Genomic DNA, 20,188 nt, shown 5'->3' on the forward strand with positions numbered 1-20,188 from the left:
GGCCCGCCCCGTCCCTGGGGCTGGCCGCGCCCCTGCCGCCACCCATGCCCTGGCGCGTGGCCCGGAGGCTCGCGTGGCGGCGCCTGTGGGAGCGCTGGGCCCGGCGTCTGGGATTGCACCGGGACCGATAGACCTCCAGGGTCACAATGAATCCTGACGACCCTGGAGGTTTTCCCCGCGACGGGGTTTGTGCTACCTGCGGGGTTGAGCGATTCCCGCTCGACCTGAGAGGTTGAAAGGCAGGACATGAAGACCCCCGATACGACGACGGAGGAGATTCCCGGCGTGCCTCGCCGGCCGCGAGTGCTGTTCACGGTGGGCGGCACGGCCTTCGAGTTCGTGCGCAAGCTGGAGGTGCGCGCCACCGGGGAGCTGTTGATGCTGGCGCGCCGACGCTACCGGGGCGGGCTGGGCGGCCCGGTGGTCATCAAGCGGCTGCGCAATCCGTCCGGCTTCGTGGAGCGCCGTCGGCTGGTGGAGGAGGTGGAGCTGACGTTCCGGCTCAACCACCCCGGCATCGCGAAGGTCTACCACCTGAAGGCGTACCGGGGCGTGCCGCACGTGGTGATGGAGTACGTGGAGGGCCGGTCGCTGGACACGGTGCTGAACCTGGTGGCCATGCGCAGAAAGCCCATGTCCCCGGCCTTCGCCGCGTGGGTGGTCTCCGAAGTGGCCGAAGCCCTGCACCACGCGCACACGCTGCGCGACGAGTGGAACCGGCCGCTCCACATCATCCACCGCGACGTGAGCCCCCGGAATCTGAGGTTGGGCGTGCACGGCGAGGTGAAGCTCACGAACTTCACCGCCGCGTTCTCCACGCTGCCCGGCCGGGAGATCACCAGCCGGCCCCTGGTGAAGGGGGACGTGGCGTACGCGTCCCCGGAGGCGCTCCGGCGCGAGCCGCTGGATGCTCGAAGCGACCTGTTCAGCCTGGGGCTGGTGCTCCTGGAGGTGCTGACGGGCACGCACCCGCTCACGCTGGGGGACGCGGCGCCCCCGCCTCCGCCGGACCTGCCCCTGGTGGAGGCCCAGGGCCCCACGTGGATGCCGCTGACGGAGGTGGCGGCGCGGATGGCGATGCTGGGCTCCAGGGAGGTGGAGCACCTGGCGCGCGACGTGCCGGAGGGGCTGCGGGTCGCCACCGTCCGGGCGCTGCGACAGGTGCCGTCGGAGCGCTTCGATTCGGCGGCGGACCTGGCCGGAGTCCTGCGCGAGTGGCTGCGCCAGCACGCGCCCGGGTACGGACGACAGGCCGCGGCGGAGGAGGTGTCCGAGGCGGCGAGGGAGGCCACCGGCCGGCGCAATCAAGCGGAGCTGCTGGAGGGGGGCCTGCACCCGGCGGAGCTGACGTCCGACGAAGCCGCGATGGCCTCCGAGCCGGTGGTGCCGCCGCCGTTCCTCGGGGGCGACGACGTGACGCCGAACGTGAACGACGAGCCCCTCCCCGTGGACCTGGAGGGGCTGGACGAGCTGGCGGGACCGGACGAGGAAGCCCTGGACGAGGACGACGACGGGCACGAACCGGTGTGAACCGGGCCGCGCTGGGACGCCCGTTACCCGAGTCTCCCAGGACCAACGGGGTGCCGCCGTTCGTCCATTCCAGGCGGCACCCGGGGAGGACGGGAATCCTACGTTCCGTGAACCTTCAATGTGTTTCACGAAGCTTCCGTGATTTGCCTTTTTCCATTCCCTCATCAACCCGGTGCGTCACCCCGCCGACCCGTCCCATCGGGCCGTGTTCCGAGGCCTCCCGCCCGGGGCTGACAAATCCCGTCACGGCGCGGGTCCACCGCGACTGGCACGTTTCCCACCCCCAAGTCAGCGCAAACCCAGACATTGACACGCTTTCGCGGAAACCAATAAAAGGCGTGACAGTCATTCAAGCCGCTGCCACTGTCGTTTCCGCTTTTCGCTGTACAGACACACGCTGAAGCACCGGGTGTCCCCCCGGTGCGACGGAAGTCCGTCCAATCCCTCCATTTTCCGTGACGCAACCCGACCGTGCTCCGAGGGAGCCCGGCACGGGAAACGTGTCTCCAGGGCCGTCGCTCCGGGCACGTCAGGCTGGCGTGTGCCTGATGCGTGCCATTGGGGCCCTTCTTTCGCTGTCTGTCATCCTCCCCGCTGTCCTTGCAGGAGTTTTCGTGCAGAGAACGTCTCCCCGCTGGTTCCGTTCGCGCGGCGTCTTGGGCGCGCTGCTGCTGTCCCTCTCCGCACCGTGGGTTGTCGGCTGTAGCTCCGGCACGACGGCGCCCCCGGACACCACCTCCCAGCAACAGAACCAGTCCGAGGTCTCCGTCTCCATTGGCGCCCAGGACATCTTCGCCGAGGCCGTCAAGCAGGGCCGTGTCTCCGCGCTCGCCTTCTCCTACGCCGACGTCGCCAGCATCCGCGTCGATGTCGCCGAGCAGGGCGTCGGTGGCGCCGTCATCTTCAAGAACTTCGACCTCTTCACCTCCGCTGGCGCATGGACGGGCACCCTGCCCTTCCTTCCCAAGGGCAAGGCCCTCACCTTCTCCGCTCGCGCTCTCAACGCCGCCGGCACCCTCCTCTTCGAGGGCTCCCTCGATGCGACGCTGAACCTGGACCACGAGACCGTCACCATTCCCCTCGCTCCAGCCAACAACAACGCCGTCATCGCGCTGCCCCGCATCCGTAGAATCAGCATCCCCAGCGCCTTCGCTTCCGCCCAGTCCGGCAACATCACCTTCGCGGTGGAGGCCACCAACGGGGAGGCGCTGCGCTACGCCATCACCTCCGCCGTCGCGGGCAGTGGTTCCTTCTCCCCGCTCAATGGCGCCATCACCTTGCAGAACACCGCAGGGGCCTTCGTCTCCCAGTACACGCCTCCCACCGTCTCCACGGAGACCGTCTTCGCGCACACCGTCACGGTGACGAACGCCGCCGGCCACTCCGTCAGCACCACCTTCACCACCAAGGTGAAGCCCAACGAGACCTCCAGTGGCGTCATCGACACCACCGTCGCCGTCCTCTTCAACCCCGTCATCAACGGCCTCAACGGCTTGCGCGTCCGCGAGACGGGCAACGTCATCTTCACGGCGGACGTGAGTGACGATGGTGCGCAAGAAGCGCTCAGCTACGCGTGGAGCTTCACCCCGGCCTCGGGCACCACGCCGGCTCCGGTGCCGGCCTTCACGGGCGCGACGAACCCCTCCACGCTCCAGAACTACACCACCGCCGTGCAGGGTGACCTGAAGCTCGCCGTGACGGATGGCAACAACGGCACCACCACGCTCACCTACAAGCTCACTCCGGACCAGTTCCCCGACAATCCCGTCGCGGAGGGGCCTCTCTCCGGCATCAACACGATTCGCGGCGGCGACAATCACACCTGCGCCATGCTGAATGACGGCTCGGTGCGCTGCTGGGGCCATGGGGCCTTCGGACAGTTGGGCTACGAGAACACCCAGAACATCGGTGACAACGAACTGCCGCACATCGCGGGCGAGGTGAAGCTGCTCGGCAAGGCCACGAAGCTGGCCGTGGGTGGCAACCACACGTGCGCGCTGCTGGACACGGGCCTGGTGCGCTGCTGGGGCCAGAACACCTACGGGCAGCTCGGCTACAACAGCAAGGACAACGTGGGCGATGGCGAGCCGGTGGCCAGCTTCGGCTACGTCAACCTGGGCGGTCCGGCCATCCGCATCGCGGTGGGCGGCGAGCACTCCTGCGCGGTGATGGCCACGGGCAAGGTGCGCTGCTGGGGCCGCAACCACCACGGCCAGCTCGGCTATGGCCACACGAACAGCATTGGCGACGATGAGCAGCCCTGGAAGGCCGGCGACGTGAACATCGGCGATGTCACCGCCACGGACGTCGTCGCGGGCGCGGCCCACACCTGCGCGCTGCTCTCCAACGAGAAGATGCTCTGCTGGGGCTACAACCTCTGGGGTCAGTTGGGGCAGACCCACGCCCTGAACATCGGTGGCACCGAGCTGCCCGGCAGCGCGCAGCAGGTGACGCCGGGAGGTCCGGTCTCGCAGATCACCGCGGGCATCAACCACACCTGTGCCCTGCTGAAGACGGGGACGGTGCGGTGCTGGGGTGCCAATAGCTCGGGCCAGATGGGCACCGGTCAGGCCAGCGGCGCCATCCTGCTCAAGGATGCGGGCCCCATCGACCTGGGAACCAGCGCTCTGCAGGTGTCCGCGGGTGGCAACCACAGTTGCGCCCTGCTCTCCACCGGCAGCGTGCGGTGCTGGGGCCTCGCCACCTACGGCCAGACGGGCTACGGCTCCACCACGGCACGCAACACGCCGGGCGCGGCCGTGGACCTGGATGGCGCCACCGCGTACCAGGTGGCGACCTCCTCCGGAAACCACACCTGCGCCCTGCTCTCCACCGGCAAGGCGCGCTGCTGGGGCCAGGGCAACTCCGGTCAGCTCGGCTACAGCAGCACCAACCACATCGGTGACAACGAGCAGCCGTCCGCCGCGGGCGACATCCAGCTCCTGCCTCCGACGCCGTAATCGCTGACACCTCGCGGGCGCCCTTCACACCGGGCGCCTGCTGTCCTCCACGTCAAAGCCCGGGCGGTCGCGGCGGTCCTGCCCGCCCGGGGTCGTGCCTCCCCTCTCCCAATGGTCGCCATTGGGAATTTCCTTCATCGCATTCAGGAGTTCTTCGTGAAGAGAACGTCTCCCCGCTGGTTCCGTTCGCGCGGCATGTTGGGCGCGCTGCTGCTGTCCCTCTCCGCACCGTGGGTTGTCGGCTGTAGCTCCGGCACGACGACGCCTCCGGACACCACCTCCCAGCAGCAGAACCAGTCCGAGGTCTCCGTCTCCATCGGCGCCCAGGACATCTTCGCCGAGGCCGTCAAGCAGGGCCGTGTCTCCGCGCTCGCCTTCTCCTACGCCGATGTCGCCAGCATCCGCGTCGATGTCGCCGAGCAGGGCGTCGGTGGCGCCGTCATCTTCAAGAACTTCGACCTCTTCACCTCCGCTGGCGCCTGGACGGGCACCCTCCCCTTTCTCCCCAAGGGCAAGGCCCTCACCTTCTCCGCCCGCGCCCTCAACGCCGCTGGCACCCTCCTCTTCGAGGGCTCCCTCGATGCGACGCTGAACCTGGACCACGAAACCGTCACCATCCCGCTGGCTCCAGCCAACAACAACGCCGTCATCGCCCTGCCTCGCATCCGTAAAATCAGCATCCCCAGCGCGTTCGCCTCTTCGCAGTCGGGCAACATCACCTTCGCGGTGGAGGCCACCAACGGGGAGGTGTTGCGCTATGCCATCACCTCCGCCATCGCCGGCAGTGGGACCTTCTCTCCGCTCAACGGCGCCATCACGTTGCAGAACACGGCGGGCGCCTTCGTCTCCCAGTACACGCCTCCCACCGTCTCCACGGAGACCGTCTTCGCGCACACCGTCACGGTGACGAACGCAGCCGGGCACTCCGTCAGCACCACCTTCACCACCAAGGTGAAGCCCAACGAGACCTCCAGTGGCGTCATCGACACCACCGTCGCCGTGCTCTTCAACCCCGTCATCAACGGCCTCAACGGCCTGCGCGTGCGGGACACCGGCAACGTCATCTTCACGGCGGACGTGAGTGACGATGGTGCGCAGGAGGCGCTCAGCTACGCATGGAGCTTCACTCCCGCCTCGGGCACCACGCCGGATCCGGTGCCTGCCTTCACGGGCGCGACGAACCCTTCCACGCTCCAGGACTACACCACCGCCGTGCAGGGCGACCTGAAGCTCTCCGTCACGGATGGCAACAGCGGCACCACCACGCTCACCTACAAGCTCACCCCGGATCAGTTCCCCGACAATCCCGTCGCCGAAGGCCCCCTCGATGGCATCAACAGCATCCGCGCGGGTTCGAACCACTCCTGCGCGCTGCTGAATGACGGCTCGGTGCGGTGCTGGGGCTACGGGGCCTTCGGACAGTTGGGCTACGAGAACACCCAGAGCATCGGTGACAACGAGCTGCCGTACACGGCCGGTGCCGTGAAGATCCTTGGCAAGGGCACGAAGCTGGCGGCGGGTGGCAACCACTCGTGCGTGCTGCTGGATACGGGCCTGGTGCGCTGCTGGGGCCAGAACACGTACGGGCAGCTCGGGTACAACAGCAAGGACAACCTGGGCGATGGCGAGCCGGTGGCCAGCTTCGGCTACGTCAACCTGGGCGGTGCGGCCGTCCGCATCACGGTGGGCCTGGAGCACTCCTGCGCGGTGATGGCGACGGGCAAGGTGCGCTGCTGGGGACGCAATCAGTACGGCCAGCTCGGCTATGGCCACATCAACAGCATCGGTGACGATGAACAGCCCTGGAAGGCCGGTGACGTGGACCTGGGCGGTGCCACCGCCACGGATGTCGTCGCGGGCGACAACCACACCTGCGCGCTGCTCTCCAACAACAAGATGCTCTGCTGGGGCCGCAACGGCCTGGGCCAGCTCGGGTACGCACACATCAACCACATCGGCGACAACGAGCTGCCGAGCAGCCAGGTCGCGTTCGAACCGAAGGGCCCCGTCGCGCAGATCAGCGCCAGCGCGCACAACACCTGTGCCCTGCTGAAGTCGGGCAGCGTCATCTGCTGGGGCAGCAATGATGGTGGAGAGACGGGCAACGCCCTCTACAGCGACTTCGTCAACTACTGCCCCGAGTACGGTGCGCAGCGCTGCTTCGTCAACCTCCTCGCCGCTTCGACGATGGTGAACCTGGGTGGGACCACCGCCTTGCAGGTGACCTCGGGTGGCGGCCACTCCTGCGCCCTGCTCTCCACGGGCAGCGTGCGGTGCTGGGGCCGCAACACCTCCGGGGAGCTGGGCTATGGCAACACGACGACCCTGGACCTGCCTGGAGGCGCGGTGGATCTGGGCGGAGCGACGACTGCCTATCAGCTCAGTGCCTCCTCCTTGGGCACCTGCGCACTGCTGTCCACCGGCAAGGCCCGATGCTGGGGTCGCAACAACTTCGGGCAGCTTGGACAGGGAAACACCACGACCATCGGTGACACCGAGCTGCCGTCCGCCGTGAGCGAGATCCAGCTCCTGCCCCCGACGCCGTAATCGCTGAAACCTCGCGGGCGCCCGCCACACCGGGGCGCCCGCGCTTGCTGCCGCCGTCGGCGCAGTTCCCTTTGGTTTTCAGGAGTCGACTGTGAAGAGAACGTCTCCCCGCTGGTTCCGTTCGCGCGGCATGTTGGGCGCGCTACTGCTGTCCCTCTCCGCACCGTGGGTCGCTGGCTGTAGCTCCGGCACGACGACGCCCCCGGACACCACCTCCCAGCAGCAGAACCAGTCCGAGGTCTCCGTCTCCATTGGCGCCCAGGACATCTTCGCTGAAACCGTGAAGCAGGGCCGTGTCTCCGCGCTCGCCTTCTCCTACGCCGATGTCGCTAGCATCCGCGTCGATGTCGCCGAGCAGGGTGTCGGTGGCGCCGTCATCTTCAAGAACTTCGACCTCTTCACCTCCGCTGGCGCATGGACGGGCACCCTTCCCTTTCTGCCCAAGGGCAAGGCGCTCACCTTCTCCGCTCGCGCCCTCAACGCCGCTGGCACCCCTCTCTTCGAGGGGTCCCTTGATGCGACGTTGAACCTGGACCACGAGACCGTCACCATTCCCCTCGCTCCGGCCAACAACAACGCCGTCATCGCGCTGCCCCGCATCCGTAGAATCAGCATCCCCAGCGCCTTCGCTTCCGCGCAGTCCGGCAACATCACCTTCGCGGTGGAAGCCACCAACGGCGTGCTGCTGCGCTACGCCATCACCTCCGACGTCGTGGGCAGCGGCACCTTCTCCCCGCTCAATGGCCTCATGGCCATCACCCTGCAAAACACGGCCGGGGCCTTCGTCTCCCAGTACACGCCGCCCACCGTCTCCACGGAGACCGTCTTCTCCCACACCGTCACGGTGACGAACGCCGCCGGCCACTCCGTCAGCACCACCTTCACCACCAAGGTGAAGCCCAACGAGACCTCCAGCGGCGTCATCGACACCACCGTCGCCGTGCTCTTCAACCCCGTCATCAATGGCCTCAACGGCCTGCGCGTGCGGGACACCGGCAACGTCATCTTCACCGCCGACGTGAGCGATGACGGTGCGCAGGAGGCGCTCAGCTATGCGTGGAGCTTCACCCCGGCCTCGGGCACCACGCCGGATCCGGTGCCGGCCTTCACGGGCACGACGAACCCCTCCACGCTCCAGAACTACACCACCGCCGTGCAGGGCGACCTGAAGCTCTCCGTGAAGGATGGCAACAACGGCACCACCACGCTCACCTACAAGCTCACCCCGGAGCAGTTCCCCGACAATCCCGTCGCGGAAGGGCCCCTCGACGGCGTCAACACGCTTGCTGGCGGCTTTGATCATAGCTGCGCCCTCTTCAACAACGGCTCGGTGCGGTGCTGGGGCTACGGGGCCTTCGGACAGTTGGGCTACGAGAGCACCCAGAATCTCGGTGACAACGAGCTGCCGTACACGGCCGGCGAAGTGAAGATCCTCGGCAAGGCCACGAAGCTGGCCGTGGGTGGCAACCACTCGTGCGCACTGCTGGACACGGGCCTGGTGCGCTGCTGGGGCCAGAACACCTACGGGCAGCTCGGTTACAACAACACTGACGCCGTGGGCGATGGCGAGCCGGTGGCCAGCTTCGGCTACGTCAACCTGGGCGGCCCCGCCATCCGCGTCTCCTCGGGCGGCGACCACACCTGCGCGGTGATGGCCACGGGCAAGGTGCGCTGCTGGGGCCGCAACCAGTACGGCCAGCTTGGCTACGGCCACAAGAACAACATCGGTGACGACGAGCAGCCCTGGAAGGCGGGCGACGTGGACCTGGGCGGCGCCGTCGCCACGGACATCTCCGCGGGCCTCATGCATACCTGCGCCCTGCTCTCCACCGGCAGGCTGTCGTGCTGGGGCCTGAACGGCAGTGGCCAGCTCGGCTACACCCACCTCAATGACGTCGGGGACAATGAGCTGCCAGCAAGTCAGCCCCCCATCGATGTCGGCGGCCCGGTGTCACAGGTGAGCGTGGGCAGCTACGCCACCTGCGCCCTGCTCCAAACGGGCAACATCCGCTGCTGGGGTTACAACAGCTACGGGATGCTCGGCCGCGGCAGTGATTGGTCCTCCGTCCGGCTTTCCCAGACGACCCCCGTGGACCTGGGAGGCGACAAGGTCCTTCAGGTGTCCACCGGCCGCGATCACATGTGCGTCCTGCTCGCGACGGGCGCGGTGAAGTGCTGGGGCTACAACGGCTACGGTGAGCTGGGCACCGGCGACACCAGCAACCGCAGCCTCCCGTCGGGAGCGGTCAACCTGGGGGGCGCCACCGCGTACCAACTGTTCGCCTCCAAGGGCTTCTACAACTGCGCCCTGCTCTCCACCGGCAAGGCCCGCTGCTGGGGTCAGAACAACCTGGGTCAGCTCGGCTACGGCAACACCAGCAACGTGGCGACGCCCACCCAGGACATCCAACTCCTGCCGCCAACACCGTAATCTCTCCCAGGATGCGGGCGCCCCTCCTCCGGCGCCCGCATCATCGTCCCCCCACGCGCGGGTCCTCGCATGACGAAGCCAGACATCCGTCCGACCTCCTTCATGGGCCGCGCCCCTCGCGCCGTGCTGTCACGCCTCGCGCTCCTGCTGTGCATCGCGTCCGCGTGCACCGCTCCGCTCCCGCCGGGAGACACGGCTCCGGAGCCCACGACCTCCGTCAGCTTCACCGTCGCCGCGGACTCCGCCTCCTCCGAATCCCAGACACCGGGGGCGCTGCGCCTCCAACCGTTCGGTTCCACGTTCGCGGACGTGGCGCGGATCCGCATCGACGTGGAGGACGCGGCCAGCCACAGCGCGCTGTTCTCGAACTTCGACCTGGTGCCTTCGCCCTCCGGATGGTCCGGCACCCTGCCGTCCCTGCCGCGCCACCGCGCGCTCACGTTCATCGCCCGTGCGTTCAGTGGCAGCGATGCGCTCCTCTTCCAGGGCAGCACCACGCAGACGCTCGTCGCGGACCGGGAGACGGTGGCCCTCACGCTCGCCCCTCCGGATGGCGCGCCCATCACGCTGCCTCGCATCCCGCGCATCCAGCTTCCCGGCGAGTTCGTCTTCGGCCAGCCCGCCACCCTCACCTTCTTCGTCGAGGCCACCTCCGGCGAGGCCCTGACCTTCACCCTCACCGCCGCCCCCGACGGTGGCACCTTCCTGCCCGCGAGCGGCACGTTCACCCTCACCGGGACCTCCGGCGCCTTCGTCTCCCGCTACCTGCCACCCTTCGGCCTCCCCAGCCCCACGGACTACACGCACTCGCTCACCGTCACGAATCCGGCGGGGCACTCCGTCAGCGCCACCTTCGTCACGCGCGTCCTCCCCGCCGACCGCTCCACCGATTCTCTGGGCACCACCGTGCGCGTGCTCTTCAATCCCGTCATCAAGGGCCTGTCCGCGTCGCGCCTCGCCGGCACCTCCGATGTGGCGTGGACCGCGTCCGTCTCCGACGACCAGCCGGCCCAGACGCTGGGCTACGCGTGGAGCTTCGCGCCGGATGCCCCCATCACCCCCGCCCCGGGCTTCACCACCCAGGCCAACCCCACCGTCCTCCAGCACTACGCCACGTCGCTCCAGGGCCGCCTCACCCTGCAAGTCACCGACGCCGCCGGGGGCCGCACCACCGCCACCTACCGCCTGGGCGCGCAGCAGTTCCCCGACGCCCCCGTGCGCACCGGCGGCCCCACCGACGTCGCCCAGCTCCACGCTGGGGACAGCCACACCTGCGCCCTGCTCAACGACGGCTCCGTGCGCTGCTTCGGCAGCGGCGCGCAGGGACGGCTCGGCTACACCAGCACCACCCACGTCGGTGACGATGAAACGCCCGCGTCCGTGGGACCCGTGCCCCTGGCGCCCGGGGAGAAGGCCGTGCAACTGGCCACCGGCCTGGGCCACACCTGCGCCCTGCTCTCCACCGGCCTCGTGCGCTGCTGGGGCGCCAACGCCTTCGGCCAACTGGGACTGGGCCACGTGCGCGGCATCGGCGACGACGAGCCCATCACCCACGTGGGCACCGTCAACCTGGGCGGCGCCCGCGCGCTGCGCATCACCGCCGGGGACCAGCACACCTGCGCGCTGCTCACCTCCGGCCGCGTGCGCTGCTGGGGCGCCAATGCTCGCGGACAGCTTGGGTACGGCAACCTCCTCGACCTGGGCGACGACGAAGCCCCGCCCACCGACGATGTCCCCGTGGGCGCTCCCGTGCAGGACCTGGTCGCGGGCGGCAACCACACCTGCGCGCTGCTCTTCTCCGGCCGCATCCGCTGCTGGGGCGCCAACAGCTTCGGACAACTGGGTTACAGCCGTGACGACGATGTGGGTGACACCGAGTTGCCCTCCACCGCCGGGGACGTGGACGTGGGCGGCATCACCGTGCAGCTCGCCCTGGGCGGCAACCACACCTGCGCCCTCCTGGAATCCGGCGCCGTGCGCTGCTGGGGCGCCAACAGCACGGGCCAGGTGGGCAGCGGCAACCCCGACTACGCCACGCCCCGCACCCAGGTGGAGCTGGGCTACGGCCTGCGCGCCGTCCAGGTGGCCACCGGCGCCCAACACACCTGCGCCCTCCTGGAGTCCGGCCAGCTCAAGTGCTGGGGCAACGGCGCCCGGGGCCGGCTGGGCTACGGCAACGTCCGCTCCCTGTCCGCGCCCATCGCGGCCAGCATCGACGTGGGCGGCGCTCCCGCCGTGTTCCTCACCGCCGGGGGCCAGCACACCTGCGCCGTGCTCTCCAACGGCCGCGCGCTGTGCTGGGGCTTCAACAGCACCGGACAACTGGGCCAGGGCCACGTGCGCGCCATCGGGGATGACGAAGCGCCAGCGCTCGCCGGGAGCATCCTCCTCGTGTCGCCCTGACACCGTTCGCGGGGAGGGCCGTGACGCCTGCCCGCCTGCCCTTCGGCCTCAGCGTGGCCGGTACCGAAGCAGGTTGCCGGACACGGGGACCGTTACGAACGTCAGTCGGACGGAGGAATCCATCATGGCCGACAACAACAAGCGTCAGACGCCCCCGCAGCCCGCCGAGGACTTCTACGGTCGCCCCACGGGCGCACCCCAGGATGACGCGTCCGCGCCCCGTGAAGGCCAGGGCTCCTCGTCCTCCTCGCCGCGCGATGAAGAGGCGGATCGCAAGGCCCACCCGCGTCCCGACGTGGACGATGACGAACGTACGCCCCACCGCGAGCTCACCGAGGCCGACGAGAAGGGCGTCCGTCCCCGTGAGGCCAGCGACGACACGGACGACGGCGACTTGACGCCCCGCGACGCCAGCGGCCTGCATCCGTACGACCCGCGTGAACGGGCTCCTGGCGCCTCGCTGGACGAGCTTCCGGACGGCGACGGGCCTCGCAGCGACGCGGGCACCAATCCCCTCTCCGACGTGTACCGCTACGGCCACCCGGACCGCTCTCCGGACCGCGAGCGCTGAAGACAGACGTCCTCTTCGCGCGCACCGCACCGACAGACAGCGACGGACCGCCGGGCCAGGAACCGGGGCACACCGCCCCGTCCTGGCCCTGGTTGCGTTCATCCGGCCCGCATCACCCCACGCGGCGCGGGGCGTGCTCCAGGCGGTGGGTGTCCACCCACGCCTGCGCCTGCGTCATCGTGTCCACGAAGACCGTGTCGAAGCTGGCCGCGTGCCCGGTGAGCAGCATGGCCACCGACATCGCCTTGCCCACCACCCGCTGCGTCAGGTCCGAGCCCACGTACACCACCGAGCGCATCCACTCCGCGCGCACGTTGTTCGCCAGGTACTTGCGCGACTCGGTCGGCAGCTCCGAACCCTGCACTTCCGCCACCAGGTAGAACGGCCCGTGGACCGCCATCTCCTCGTAGACGCGCAAACACCACTTCGCGTCCTGCAATCCCACCAGTCCCACGTACCGCGTATGCAAGGCGTCCGGCGCGATCATCCGGATGCGATGCGCGCCGCACGTCCATTCGCGTGATTGATCCATTTGGTACTCCCCCCGTTCAGGCCTTCCCTACCCTACGCCGACCCCCTCCGCCCGAGGGAAGAGCCGCCCCGCGAACCTGCCCTTCAGGGCAGGTCCTGCCTGTCCTTTGGATGTCAGACCCCCTCTGTACTGTGTACCCATTCCGACAGCCTTCCAGAGGGGGAATCACCGTGCCGGAAACCCGTGAAATGCCGCGAGTGTCGGTCAACAAGCTGGGCGAATACCTCATCGCGACGCCCGCCCGCAGGAAGCGCATCATCCATGACCAGAAGCACCCGCCGGATGCCCAGTACCTGCGCTATCCGGAGGCGTCGTACGCCGTCACCGACTTCCTGTGCCGCGGTCTGGACATGAACGTGCTGAAGGAGGCCCAGCGCCGGTTCGCCTGCGCGGTGCCGACGTCGGAGTTCGAGGCGCAGCGCATGCAACTGTGTTCGGAGGCGCTGGAGCGCTTCGCGGACCTGGTGCCGTGGCTGGACCTGGACGACGCCATCATCAGCGCCGTGGGGGCGGAGCCGCCGGTGCTGGAGATGGCGGGCGTCACCATCAGCGTGCGTCCGGAGGTGGTGGTGCAGCGGCTGGACAAGCAGGGCCAGCCGCGCGTGGGGTTGATGAAGCTCTACTTCTCCAAGACGCAGCCGCTGGATGAACGGTCGGGGCAGTACATCGGCACGCTCCTGCAGCGCTTCGCCGAACAGCACCTGTGCCGGCTGGGCCCGGCGGACCACCGGCTGATGACCGTGGTGGACGTGTTCGCGGGGTCGCTGTTCGTCGCGCCGCGCGCGCACATCCGCCGGCTGGGGGACGTGGTGCTCGCGTGCGAGGAGATCGCCGAGCGCTGGGCCGTCCACTGAAGACGGCCCGCGCCTCCCCCGCGCCCCGTGGAGGGCTTCACGCAAGCCTTCAGGGGAGCGGTTCGGCGGGAGGCGGGGTGTGCTGTTGCCGGTGCGCCTCCAGCCACTCGCGGGCTTCCTTGCGGGTCTCCAGGAACCGGGCTTCCAGCCGGATGCGGCCGGTGAACTGGAGCGCCACCACCAGCGCCTGCAGCACCTCGCGCTGGGAGCGCTTGCCCCCGAAGAAGACGATGGCCTGGAACCATTCGGGGCGCACGTGTTCGGCCAGGAGCTTGCGCGGCGCCACCGACTGCGCGGTCTCCTCCGCCACGGGCCCCATGGAGCCCCCCAGGTCCACCACGAGGTAGTAGGGCCGCCCCAGCTCCGCGTACTGCTCCTGGAGCAGGACCGTGAGCTGGCGCGCCTCCTCCTCGGAGAAGGTGCCGCGGACCGTCGCCCAGAGGACGTCGGACGACTCCAGCGACACCCGCTGTGTCCCCAAGACCCATTCCCGTAGCGCTGCCATACCCTCTCCCACGCAGAGTCTCCGAGGGTACTCAAAACCGGAGCAACGCCACCAGCCCGAGATGTCCTCTTTCCCGGGTGAGGCGACACCACGCGACCCCACGGGTCCCACTCCCGCGCTCCCAGGGGTGGCCCCCTGGGAGGGGTGCGGTGATTGCCGTCGCGTCGTGGACACTCGTGCGCGGGGGAACGGCGGCGGGTGAACGCCGGAGGCCCGGCCCGGGTTTTTCCAGGGGGGGAGGGTCTGCCGGGTGGTGAACAGATGCCGGTATGATTGCCGGCGGGCGACCGTGCGGACGTTCGCCCGTGGTTGCGCCGCCGACCGGTTGTCGGGGCGCGCCTCCTTGCTCACTGTGAAGAGTCGCGCGCGAAGGCGCGTGTGGATGGGGGCGTGGTGTTGGACTCCTTGTGGAACAAGCGCGCCGTGCTCGTGTCGGGCAAGGGCGGCGTGGGGAAGACGACGCTGTCCGCGGCCATGGCCGTGGCGGCGGCGCGCTCCGGGCGTCCGGTGCTGCTGGCGGAGCTGTCCCCGGACGAGGGCGGCCCGTCCACCCTGGCGGGTCTGGTGGGCGCGAAGGACGCCGGGGCGAAGGTCGTCCCGGTGCGGCAGAACCTGTCCTTCGTGCGCCTGTCCGCCGCCGAGGGCCACCGCCAGTTCCTGGAGGAGACGCTGCCGGCGAAGTGGCTGGCGGAGGCCGCGCTGCGCTCGCGCGCGCTCCGGCGCTTCCTGGAGGCCGGGCCCGCGCTCAAGGAGATGGGGCTGCTGTACCAGATGCTGACGCTGGTGCGGCGCACGCACCCGGATGGCCGCCCCCTGTACCCGCTGGCGGTGCTGGACCTGCCAGCCACCGGCCACGCGATGGCGCTGGCCACGCTGCCCCGAAGCCTGCTGTCGCTCATCCCGGGCGGGCCCATTGGCCGCGCCATGCGCGAGGGCCTGGACCTGTTGCAGGACCCGAAGCGCACCGGCGTGGTGCTCACGACGCTGCCGGAGCCCCTGCCGGTGAGCGAGACGCTGTCGCTGGCCAAGGAGCTGAAGGACGTGGGCCTGCCCCTGTCCGTCGCGGTGCTCAACCGGCTGCCGGAGGACCCCTTCACGCCGGAGTCACTCGCGGCGCTGGGGCGATTGTTGGAAACCCATGGGCCGCACCGGGGACAGCGGGCGCTGGAGCGGCTGGAGCGCGCCCGGGAGGCCCGTCAGCGGCTCCAGGCCGGCACGGCCGTGCCACAATGGGGGCTGCCGGACCTGGCCCTCACCGGCCCGGCGCTGGTGGAGCGGCTGTCGGAGCTGTTGGTGCCCACACTCGAGGAGGCCGCCCACCCCGGCGGCCGGGAGGCCACGCCATGAACCTGGACGCCATGCTGCGCGACAAGCGGGTCATCGTCCTGTGCGGCGCTGGAGGGGTGGGCAAGACGACGACGGCGGCGGCGCTGGGCGTGGCCGCGGCGCGCGCGGGGCGCCACGTGCTGGTGCTCACCATCGACCCGGCGCGCCGGCTGGCGGAGGCCATGGGGCTGAAGGAGAACGGCCCGGAGCCCACCACGGTGCCCCCGGAGCGCCTCTACGCGGACGGCCCCCAGGGCGAGGGCCGGCTGGACGTGTGGATGCTGGAGCCGCGCGTCATCTTCGAGCGCATGGTGCGCAAGCTGTCCGCCACGGAGAGCGCCGCGCGCGCCATCCTGGACCACCGGCTGTACCGCTTCCTGTCGGAGCTGGTGGCGGGCGTGCAGGAGTACGCCGCCGCCGAGGCCCTGGACAGCTTCCTCACGGACGGCCACTACGACCTCATCCTCCTGGACACCCCGCCCAGCCGCCACGCGCTGGACTTCCTGGAGGCGCCGGGCCGGCTGGCGCGCTTCCTGGATGACCGGGTGATTTCCCTCTTCGGCCCCGACTCCAGCCGCACCGGCCGCCTGTGGCAGGGCGCGCAGGCGCTGGTGGGCAAGGTGCTGGATGGCGTCTTCGGCGGAGGCTTCGCGCAGGAGATGCGCACCTTCGTGGGGGCCTTCGGCGGCCTGTTCGCCGGCATCCGCCTGCACACGGAGCGGCTGCGCGCGCAGCTCGCGTCAAAGGACGCGGCCTTCCTGCTCGTCACCTCTCCGGAGGCCGCCGCGCTGCGCGAGGCCACCTTCTTCAAGGACACGCTCCTGGCGCGCGGCCTGCCCTTCGCGGGCTATGTGCTCAACCGAAGCTGGGCGCGCGAGGATGGACTGGCCCCGGCCGCCAACCTGAAGCCCCACGCCCTCAACGCCGTGGACACCGACGCCGTGCTCGCGCTGGAGCACCTGGCGGGCGTGGAGGACGCGCGCGCGACGGCCCACCGTTCGCTGCTGGCGAGGCTGGCGGAGGGGCTGCCCCTGGGTGCGATGGCCATCGCCGCGCCGGACGCGGGCGCGGACCTGGAGGACTTCCGGGGACTCGTGCACCTGGGCGAAGCGCTCACCGTCGCCTGACGTCCGGGCCCCGCGCGCCGGGGCCCTGGCTTCCTCCCGCCGTGCAGGGCGGACGGGCGACCGTCGCCGCTCCCGGTCGGCTGGAGCTTTGCGCGCTCCCTCCGGCTTCCCATGTTCGTCAAGCGAGGAGGCTTGCGACGCACATGGGAACCAAGGACTACAGCAACGGAAACGGCCGGCAGGACCTGGGGCGTGCGGACCGGTCCACCCCGCCCACCGACGCCATGGCCACGCACCGTCCACCGGACGCGGCGCCTCCGGGCTCGCGGGAGCGCGCCGAATCCGACGTGAGCGGGTGGAACCCCGCGCGCGACGAGGAACCGGCCGCCCGCCAGGGACGCTTCCACCGCGCCGCCGCGTGGCGCCTGGGCCAGGTGCGCACCGACGTGGATGACACCGGCGCCTGGCGCGAGGACCGCGAAGGCGAGCACGGCGGCAGCGTGGGCCCCTACGGCCGCGATGACCGGGACGTCCGCTCCGCCACCGGACAGTGGCCGCGTGAGCGCGACGGGCGGAACACGCGCTCCGCCACCGGACAGCGGCCCTACGACCGGGACGCCGGGGACGCGCGCTCCACCGCCGCCCAGGACACTCCTGGTCGCGACGACCAGGACCCGCGCTCGGTCGCCGTCCAGAGCCCCTACAAGCGCGACGACCCGGACGGGCGCTCCGCCGCCCGACAAGAGGCCCGGGATCGCGAAGAGCAGTACGCGCGCTCCACCGCCACACAGCTCCCTGGAAGCACGATGGGGGACCAGGAACTCGAGATGCAGCCCCAGCGCGCGGACTACCGCGACTGGGACCGCACCGGCTACGGCGGCGAGGAGCCCCTCCTGCGCGACCGCCGGCCCCAGGTGCCGCGCGAACAGCCCGCGCGCTCCACGCCGGCCCCGTCCTCGCGACGCAGGTGGCAGCGTGAGCCGCTCACCGCGCGCGACATCATGACCCGCGCGGTGCGCACCGCCCGTCGCGACAGCACCCTGCGCGAGGTGGCCCAGTTGATGAAGGATGAGGACTGCGGCGTCGTGCCCATCGTGGACGCGGAGGGGCGGCTGCTGGGGCTCGTCACGGACCGGGACCTCGCGCTGCGCGCCTTCGCCGGCGGCCGGGCGGTGGACGGCTTGCGCGCGGCGGACGTGATGACGGAGGACATCGAGGTGGTGCTGCCGGAGGAGAACCTGCACGGCGTCATCGACCTGATGGGACGCAGACAGGTGCGCCGCGTCCCCGTCGTGGAGCCCGACGACCGGCTCGTGGGCATCATCGCGCTGGGGGACATCGCCAGCCGCGCGGATCAGGACGAGGAGTTGCAGGACGCGCTGGAACGCATCTCCTCGCGGCGCTCGTTCTGGAGCCGGCTTCGCTAGCCACGCCCGTGAGGCGCGGCGCACGAAGCCCGCGCCTCACGTGATGGTGACGACCACCCCGGACGCATCCGACGTCGCGGTGAACTTCTTCAGGTCGCTGGTCGCCAGGCCCGTCCCCGGGGTCAGGACGCCGCCCTTGCTGAACTGGGACGCGTGGCAGGGGCAGAGCAGTCCGTCGATGCTCGACTCGAACCCCACCTCGCAGCCCTGATGCGGGCAGACGGAGTCCACCGCCGAATAGGTGCCGTCCGCCAGCTTGAAGATGAACACCGTCTTGCCGTAGCCGTTGGGATTGCCGCTCACCATGCCGCCCGTGTCCTGGAGCGCGGGGAACTGGGAGAACGGCAGGGTCAGCGTCCCGTTGATCACCGCCGGGAAGGCGTCGTCACCGGACTTGAGCGAGATGCTCAGCACCTGGGTGCCCGCGTTGTACGTGGCCACGTACGCCTTCAGCGGCACCGTGGCCGGCGCGTTCGTCACCGCGCCCGTGATGTCGTAGCGCGACAGGTGGCAGGGGCACACGGCCTCCGTGCCATCGAAGCCCATGGGGCAGCCCACGTGGGTGCAGGTGGCGGACAACACCGCGTAGGTGCTGTCCGAGGGGTGCACCACCAGCAGGTTCTCCTGCCCGGTGCCGCCCGGAAAGCGCAGCGTCACGGACCCGCCCACGCGGGACAGGTCCGGGTAGCGCTGCACCACCAGCGACACGATGCCGTCCTCGCCAGGGGCGGGCACGTCCAGCAGCGGCGAGGGGTCGATGTCCGGCGCGCACGCGGGAATCCCCGCGACGGCGACGCCCGTGCCCAACAGCTTCTTGAAGAAGTCTCGACGCGACGAGCTCACGTGCCCTCCTGGAAGACGAGGTGGGGCTCCAGCACCAGCTTGTCTTCCACCTTCACCATCAGCAGCGTGGGGCGTTCAATCTTGTAGCCCTCCAGGCTGATCTCGAAGGTGCCGTCCGCGGTGACCTGCTTGGCGGACGTGAACTTCACCGTCATGGGGACCTCCACGTCCTTCGTCACGCCGTGGAAGGTCAGCTTGCCCTTGAGGACCACCGGCACGGAGCCCGGGAAGGTCGCGGGGGCCTTCACGCCCGAGGCCACGGCCTGGAGCGTGATGAGCGGATACTTCGCCGCCTCCGTCACCTCCAGCATGTGCGTGTCGCGGTTGGAGTTCTGCGAATCGAAGTCCTTCACCTGCGCGCGCACGGCCACCTGGAGGGTGCCGTCCGGCTTCAGCACGGCCTTGCCCTCGCTGGGAGCCGCCTTGCCGGACACCTCGTGCAGCTTGTGGATGAGCTTGTAGGTGAGCGTGCTGGCGTCCTTCTTCACCGAGTACAGCCGCGGGGCGTCCTGCGCGGCGGCGGGAAGCGCGAGCATCAGGGCGGCAAGCGTGGCGAGTCGTCGAACAATCACGGCGTCCTCCAGAGGGGGTACGTCTCTGCCTCCGCACAACGGCCGGCGTGCGGAGACATTCACGGCGGGGGGGTTGAGGTCAGAAGGTGAGGGTCACGATGCCCGCGGCGACGCAGCCCAACGTGGCATAGCCAACCACCTGGTGCGCGGTGGCGTACTTCGGCTCCTGGAGCTCGCCGAAGCTCTGCGTGGCCAGGATGCCCAGCACGGCTTGCGCCACCATGCCGGCGGTGGCCAGGCCCATGAAGATCTTGTGGAACGTCACCGAGTCCCACTGGAAGGCGCGCTCCACGGGGTCCGGCGCCAGGATGCCCAGCGCGCCCACGGTGGCGAACAGCAGCGACGTGCCGATGACGACGCCCCGGTGCCAGGCGAGCAGCGACCGGTCATCCCCGCCGCCCCGGAACGAGCGGTTGAACTGGATCTGCCCCAGCACCGTGGCCGCCGTGAGGCCACCCGCCATGCCCAGGCCCAGTCCCTGGTGCAGCAGGAGCATGGTGCGCCGCGTCTTGAGCTGACTGTCCAGCTCCGGATCCAACAGGCCCGCCGAGGCCTCCGCCTCCGGCGCGAGCAGGTCGAAGTCCAGGCTGGGCTCCGAGCTGGGGGTGCCCGTGGAGGGC

The 20,188-nt window shown here is 69.9% G+C and carries 15 protein-coding genes; 10 read left to right on the plus strand and 5 right to left on the minus strand.

The window, feature by feature from the left end; genetic code table 11:
- Positions 1-246: 246 nt before the first annotated feature.
- From D7V88_RS23590 to D7V88_RS23615, 6 genes are all read left to right on the plus strand, one after another.
- Complete coding sequence (locus D7V88_RS23590) at positions 247-1,530, plus strand: serine/threonine protein kinase (protein WP_208726432.1); 1,284 nt, start codon at positions 247-249, stop codon at positions 1,528-1,530.
- A gap of 614 nt (positions 1,531-2,144) precedes the next feature.
- On the plus strand, positions 2,145-4,490 hold the full coding sequence (locus D7V88_RS23595; RefSeq protein WP_120542905.1) for an RCC1 domain-containing protein: 2,346 nt from the start codon (positions 2,145-2,147) through the stop codon (positions 4,488-4,490).
- 195 nt (positions 4,491-4,685) lie between these two features.
- The gene (locus D7V88_RS23600) at positions 4,686-7,037 is read left to right on the plus strand and encodes an RCC1 domain-containing protein (RefSeq protein WP_372241110.1); all 2,352 of its coding nucleotides are present in this window, start codon (positions 4,686-4,688) and stop codon (positions 7,035-7,037) included.
- A 91-nt stretch (positions 7,038-7,128) separates the two neighbouring features.
- Positions 7,129-9,468: an RCC1 domain-containing protein gene (locus D7V88_RS23605; RefSeq protein WP_244238342.1), complete on the plus strand. Its 2,340-nt coding sequence runs from the start codon at positions 7,129-7,131 to the stop codon at positions 9,466-9,468.
- Positions 9,469-9,537: 69 nt separating this feature from the next.
- The gene (locus tag D7V88_RS23610; RefSeq protein WP_120542907.1) at positions 9,538-11,871 is read left to right on the plus strand and encodes an RCC1 domain-containing protein; all 2,334 of its coding nucleotides are present in this window, start codon (positions 9,538-9,540) and stop codon (positions 11,869-11,871) included.
- 124 nt (positions 11,872-11,995) lie between these two features.
- Positions 11,996-12,442, plus strand: a complete 447-nt coding sequence (locus D7V88_RS23615; RefSeq protein WP_120542908.1) for a hypothetical protein — start codon at positions 11,996-11,998, stop codon at positions 12,440-12,442.
- Between the two features lie 112 nt (positions 12,443-12,554).
- Here D7V88_RS23615 and D7V88_RS23620 read toward each other — a convergent pair whose 3' ends face one another.
- Positions 12,555-12,974, minus strand: a complete 420-nt coding sequence (locus tag D7V88_RS23620) for an STAS/SEC14 domain-containing protein (protein ID WP_147448836.1) — start codon at positions 12,972-12,974, stop codon at positions 12,555-12,557.
- A gap of 170 nt (positions 12,975-13,144) precedes the next feature.
- Here D7V88_RS23620 and D7V88_RS23625 point away from each other — a divergent pair, with 170 nt between their 5' ends.
- The gene (locus D7V88_RS23625; protein ID WP_120542910.1) at positions 13,145-13,828 is read left to right on the plus strand and encodes a hypothetical protein; all 684 of its coding nucleotides are present in this window, start codon (positions 13,145-13,147) and stop codon (positions 13,826-13,828) included.
- 49 nt (positions 13,829-13,877) lie between these two features.
- On the opposite strand, the gene D7V88_RS23630 is transcribed toward D7V88_RS23625, so the two are convergent.
- A complete protein-coding gene (locus D7V88_RS23630; RefSeq protein ID WP_158625134.1) occupies positions 13,878-14,309 on the minus strand; it encodes a SpoIIAA family protein in 432 nt (143 codons plus the stop codon).
- Positions 14,310-14,723: 414 nt separating this feature from the next.
- On the opposite strand from D7V88_RS23630, the gene D7V88_RS23635 reads away from it, so the two are divergent.
- The 3 genes from D7V88_RS23635 (at position 14,724) to D7V88_RS23645 (ending at position 18,153) form a co-directional block, all read left to right on the plus strand.
- Complete coding sequence (locus D7V88_RS23635) at positions 14,724-15,680, plus strand: ArsA family ATPase (protein ID WP_244238343.1); 957 nt, start codon at positions 14,724-14,726, stop codon at positions 15,678-15,680.
- Positions 15,677-16,786, plus strand: a complete 1,110-nt coding sequence (locus tag D7V88_RS23640; RefSeq protein ID WP_120542912.1) for an ArsA family ATPase — start codon at positions 15,677-15,679, stop codon at positions 16,784-16,786. Before D7V88_RS23635 ends, D7V88_RS23640 begins: the two co-directional genes overlap by 4 nt.
- A gap of 143 nt (positions 16,787-16,929) precedes the next feature.
- Entirely contained in the window at positions 16,930-18,153 is a 1,224-nt protein-coding gene (locus D7V88_RS23645) for a CBS domain-containing protein (protein WP_120542913.1), read from the plus strand.
- A 36-nt stretch (positions 18,154-18,189) separates the two neighbouring features.
- On the opposite strand, the gene D7V88_RS23650 is transcribed toward D7V88_RS23645, so the two are convergent.
- The 3 genes from D7V88_RS23650 to D7V88_RS23660 all read right to left on the minus strand — a co-directional run.
- Complete coding sequence (locus tag D7V88_RS23650) at positions 18,190-18,996, minus strand: QcrA and Rieske domain-containing protein (RefSeq protein ID WP_120542914.1); 807 nt, start codon at positions 18,994-18,996, stop codon at positions 18,190-18,192.
- A complete protein-coding gene (locus D7V88_RS23655) occupies positions 18,993-19,568 on the minus strand; it encodes a YceI family protein (protein ID WP_120542915.1) in 576 nt (191 codons plus the stop codon). Before D7V88_RS23655 ends, D7V88_RS23650 begins: the two co-directional genes overlap by 4 nt.
- A gap of 79 nt (positions 19,569-19,647) precedes the next feature.
- Positions 19,648-20,188 (minus strand): hypothetical protein (locus D7V88_RS23660; protein ID WP_120542916.1); only part of this gene is annotated, 541 nt, incomplete at its 5' end.

It is taken from the genome of Corallococcus terminator, from assembly GCF_003611635.1.
GTDB lineage: Bacteria > Myxococcota > Myxococcia > Myxococcales > Myxococcaceae > Corallococcus > Corallococcus terminator.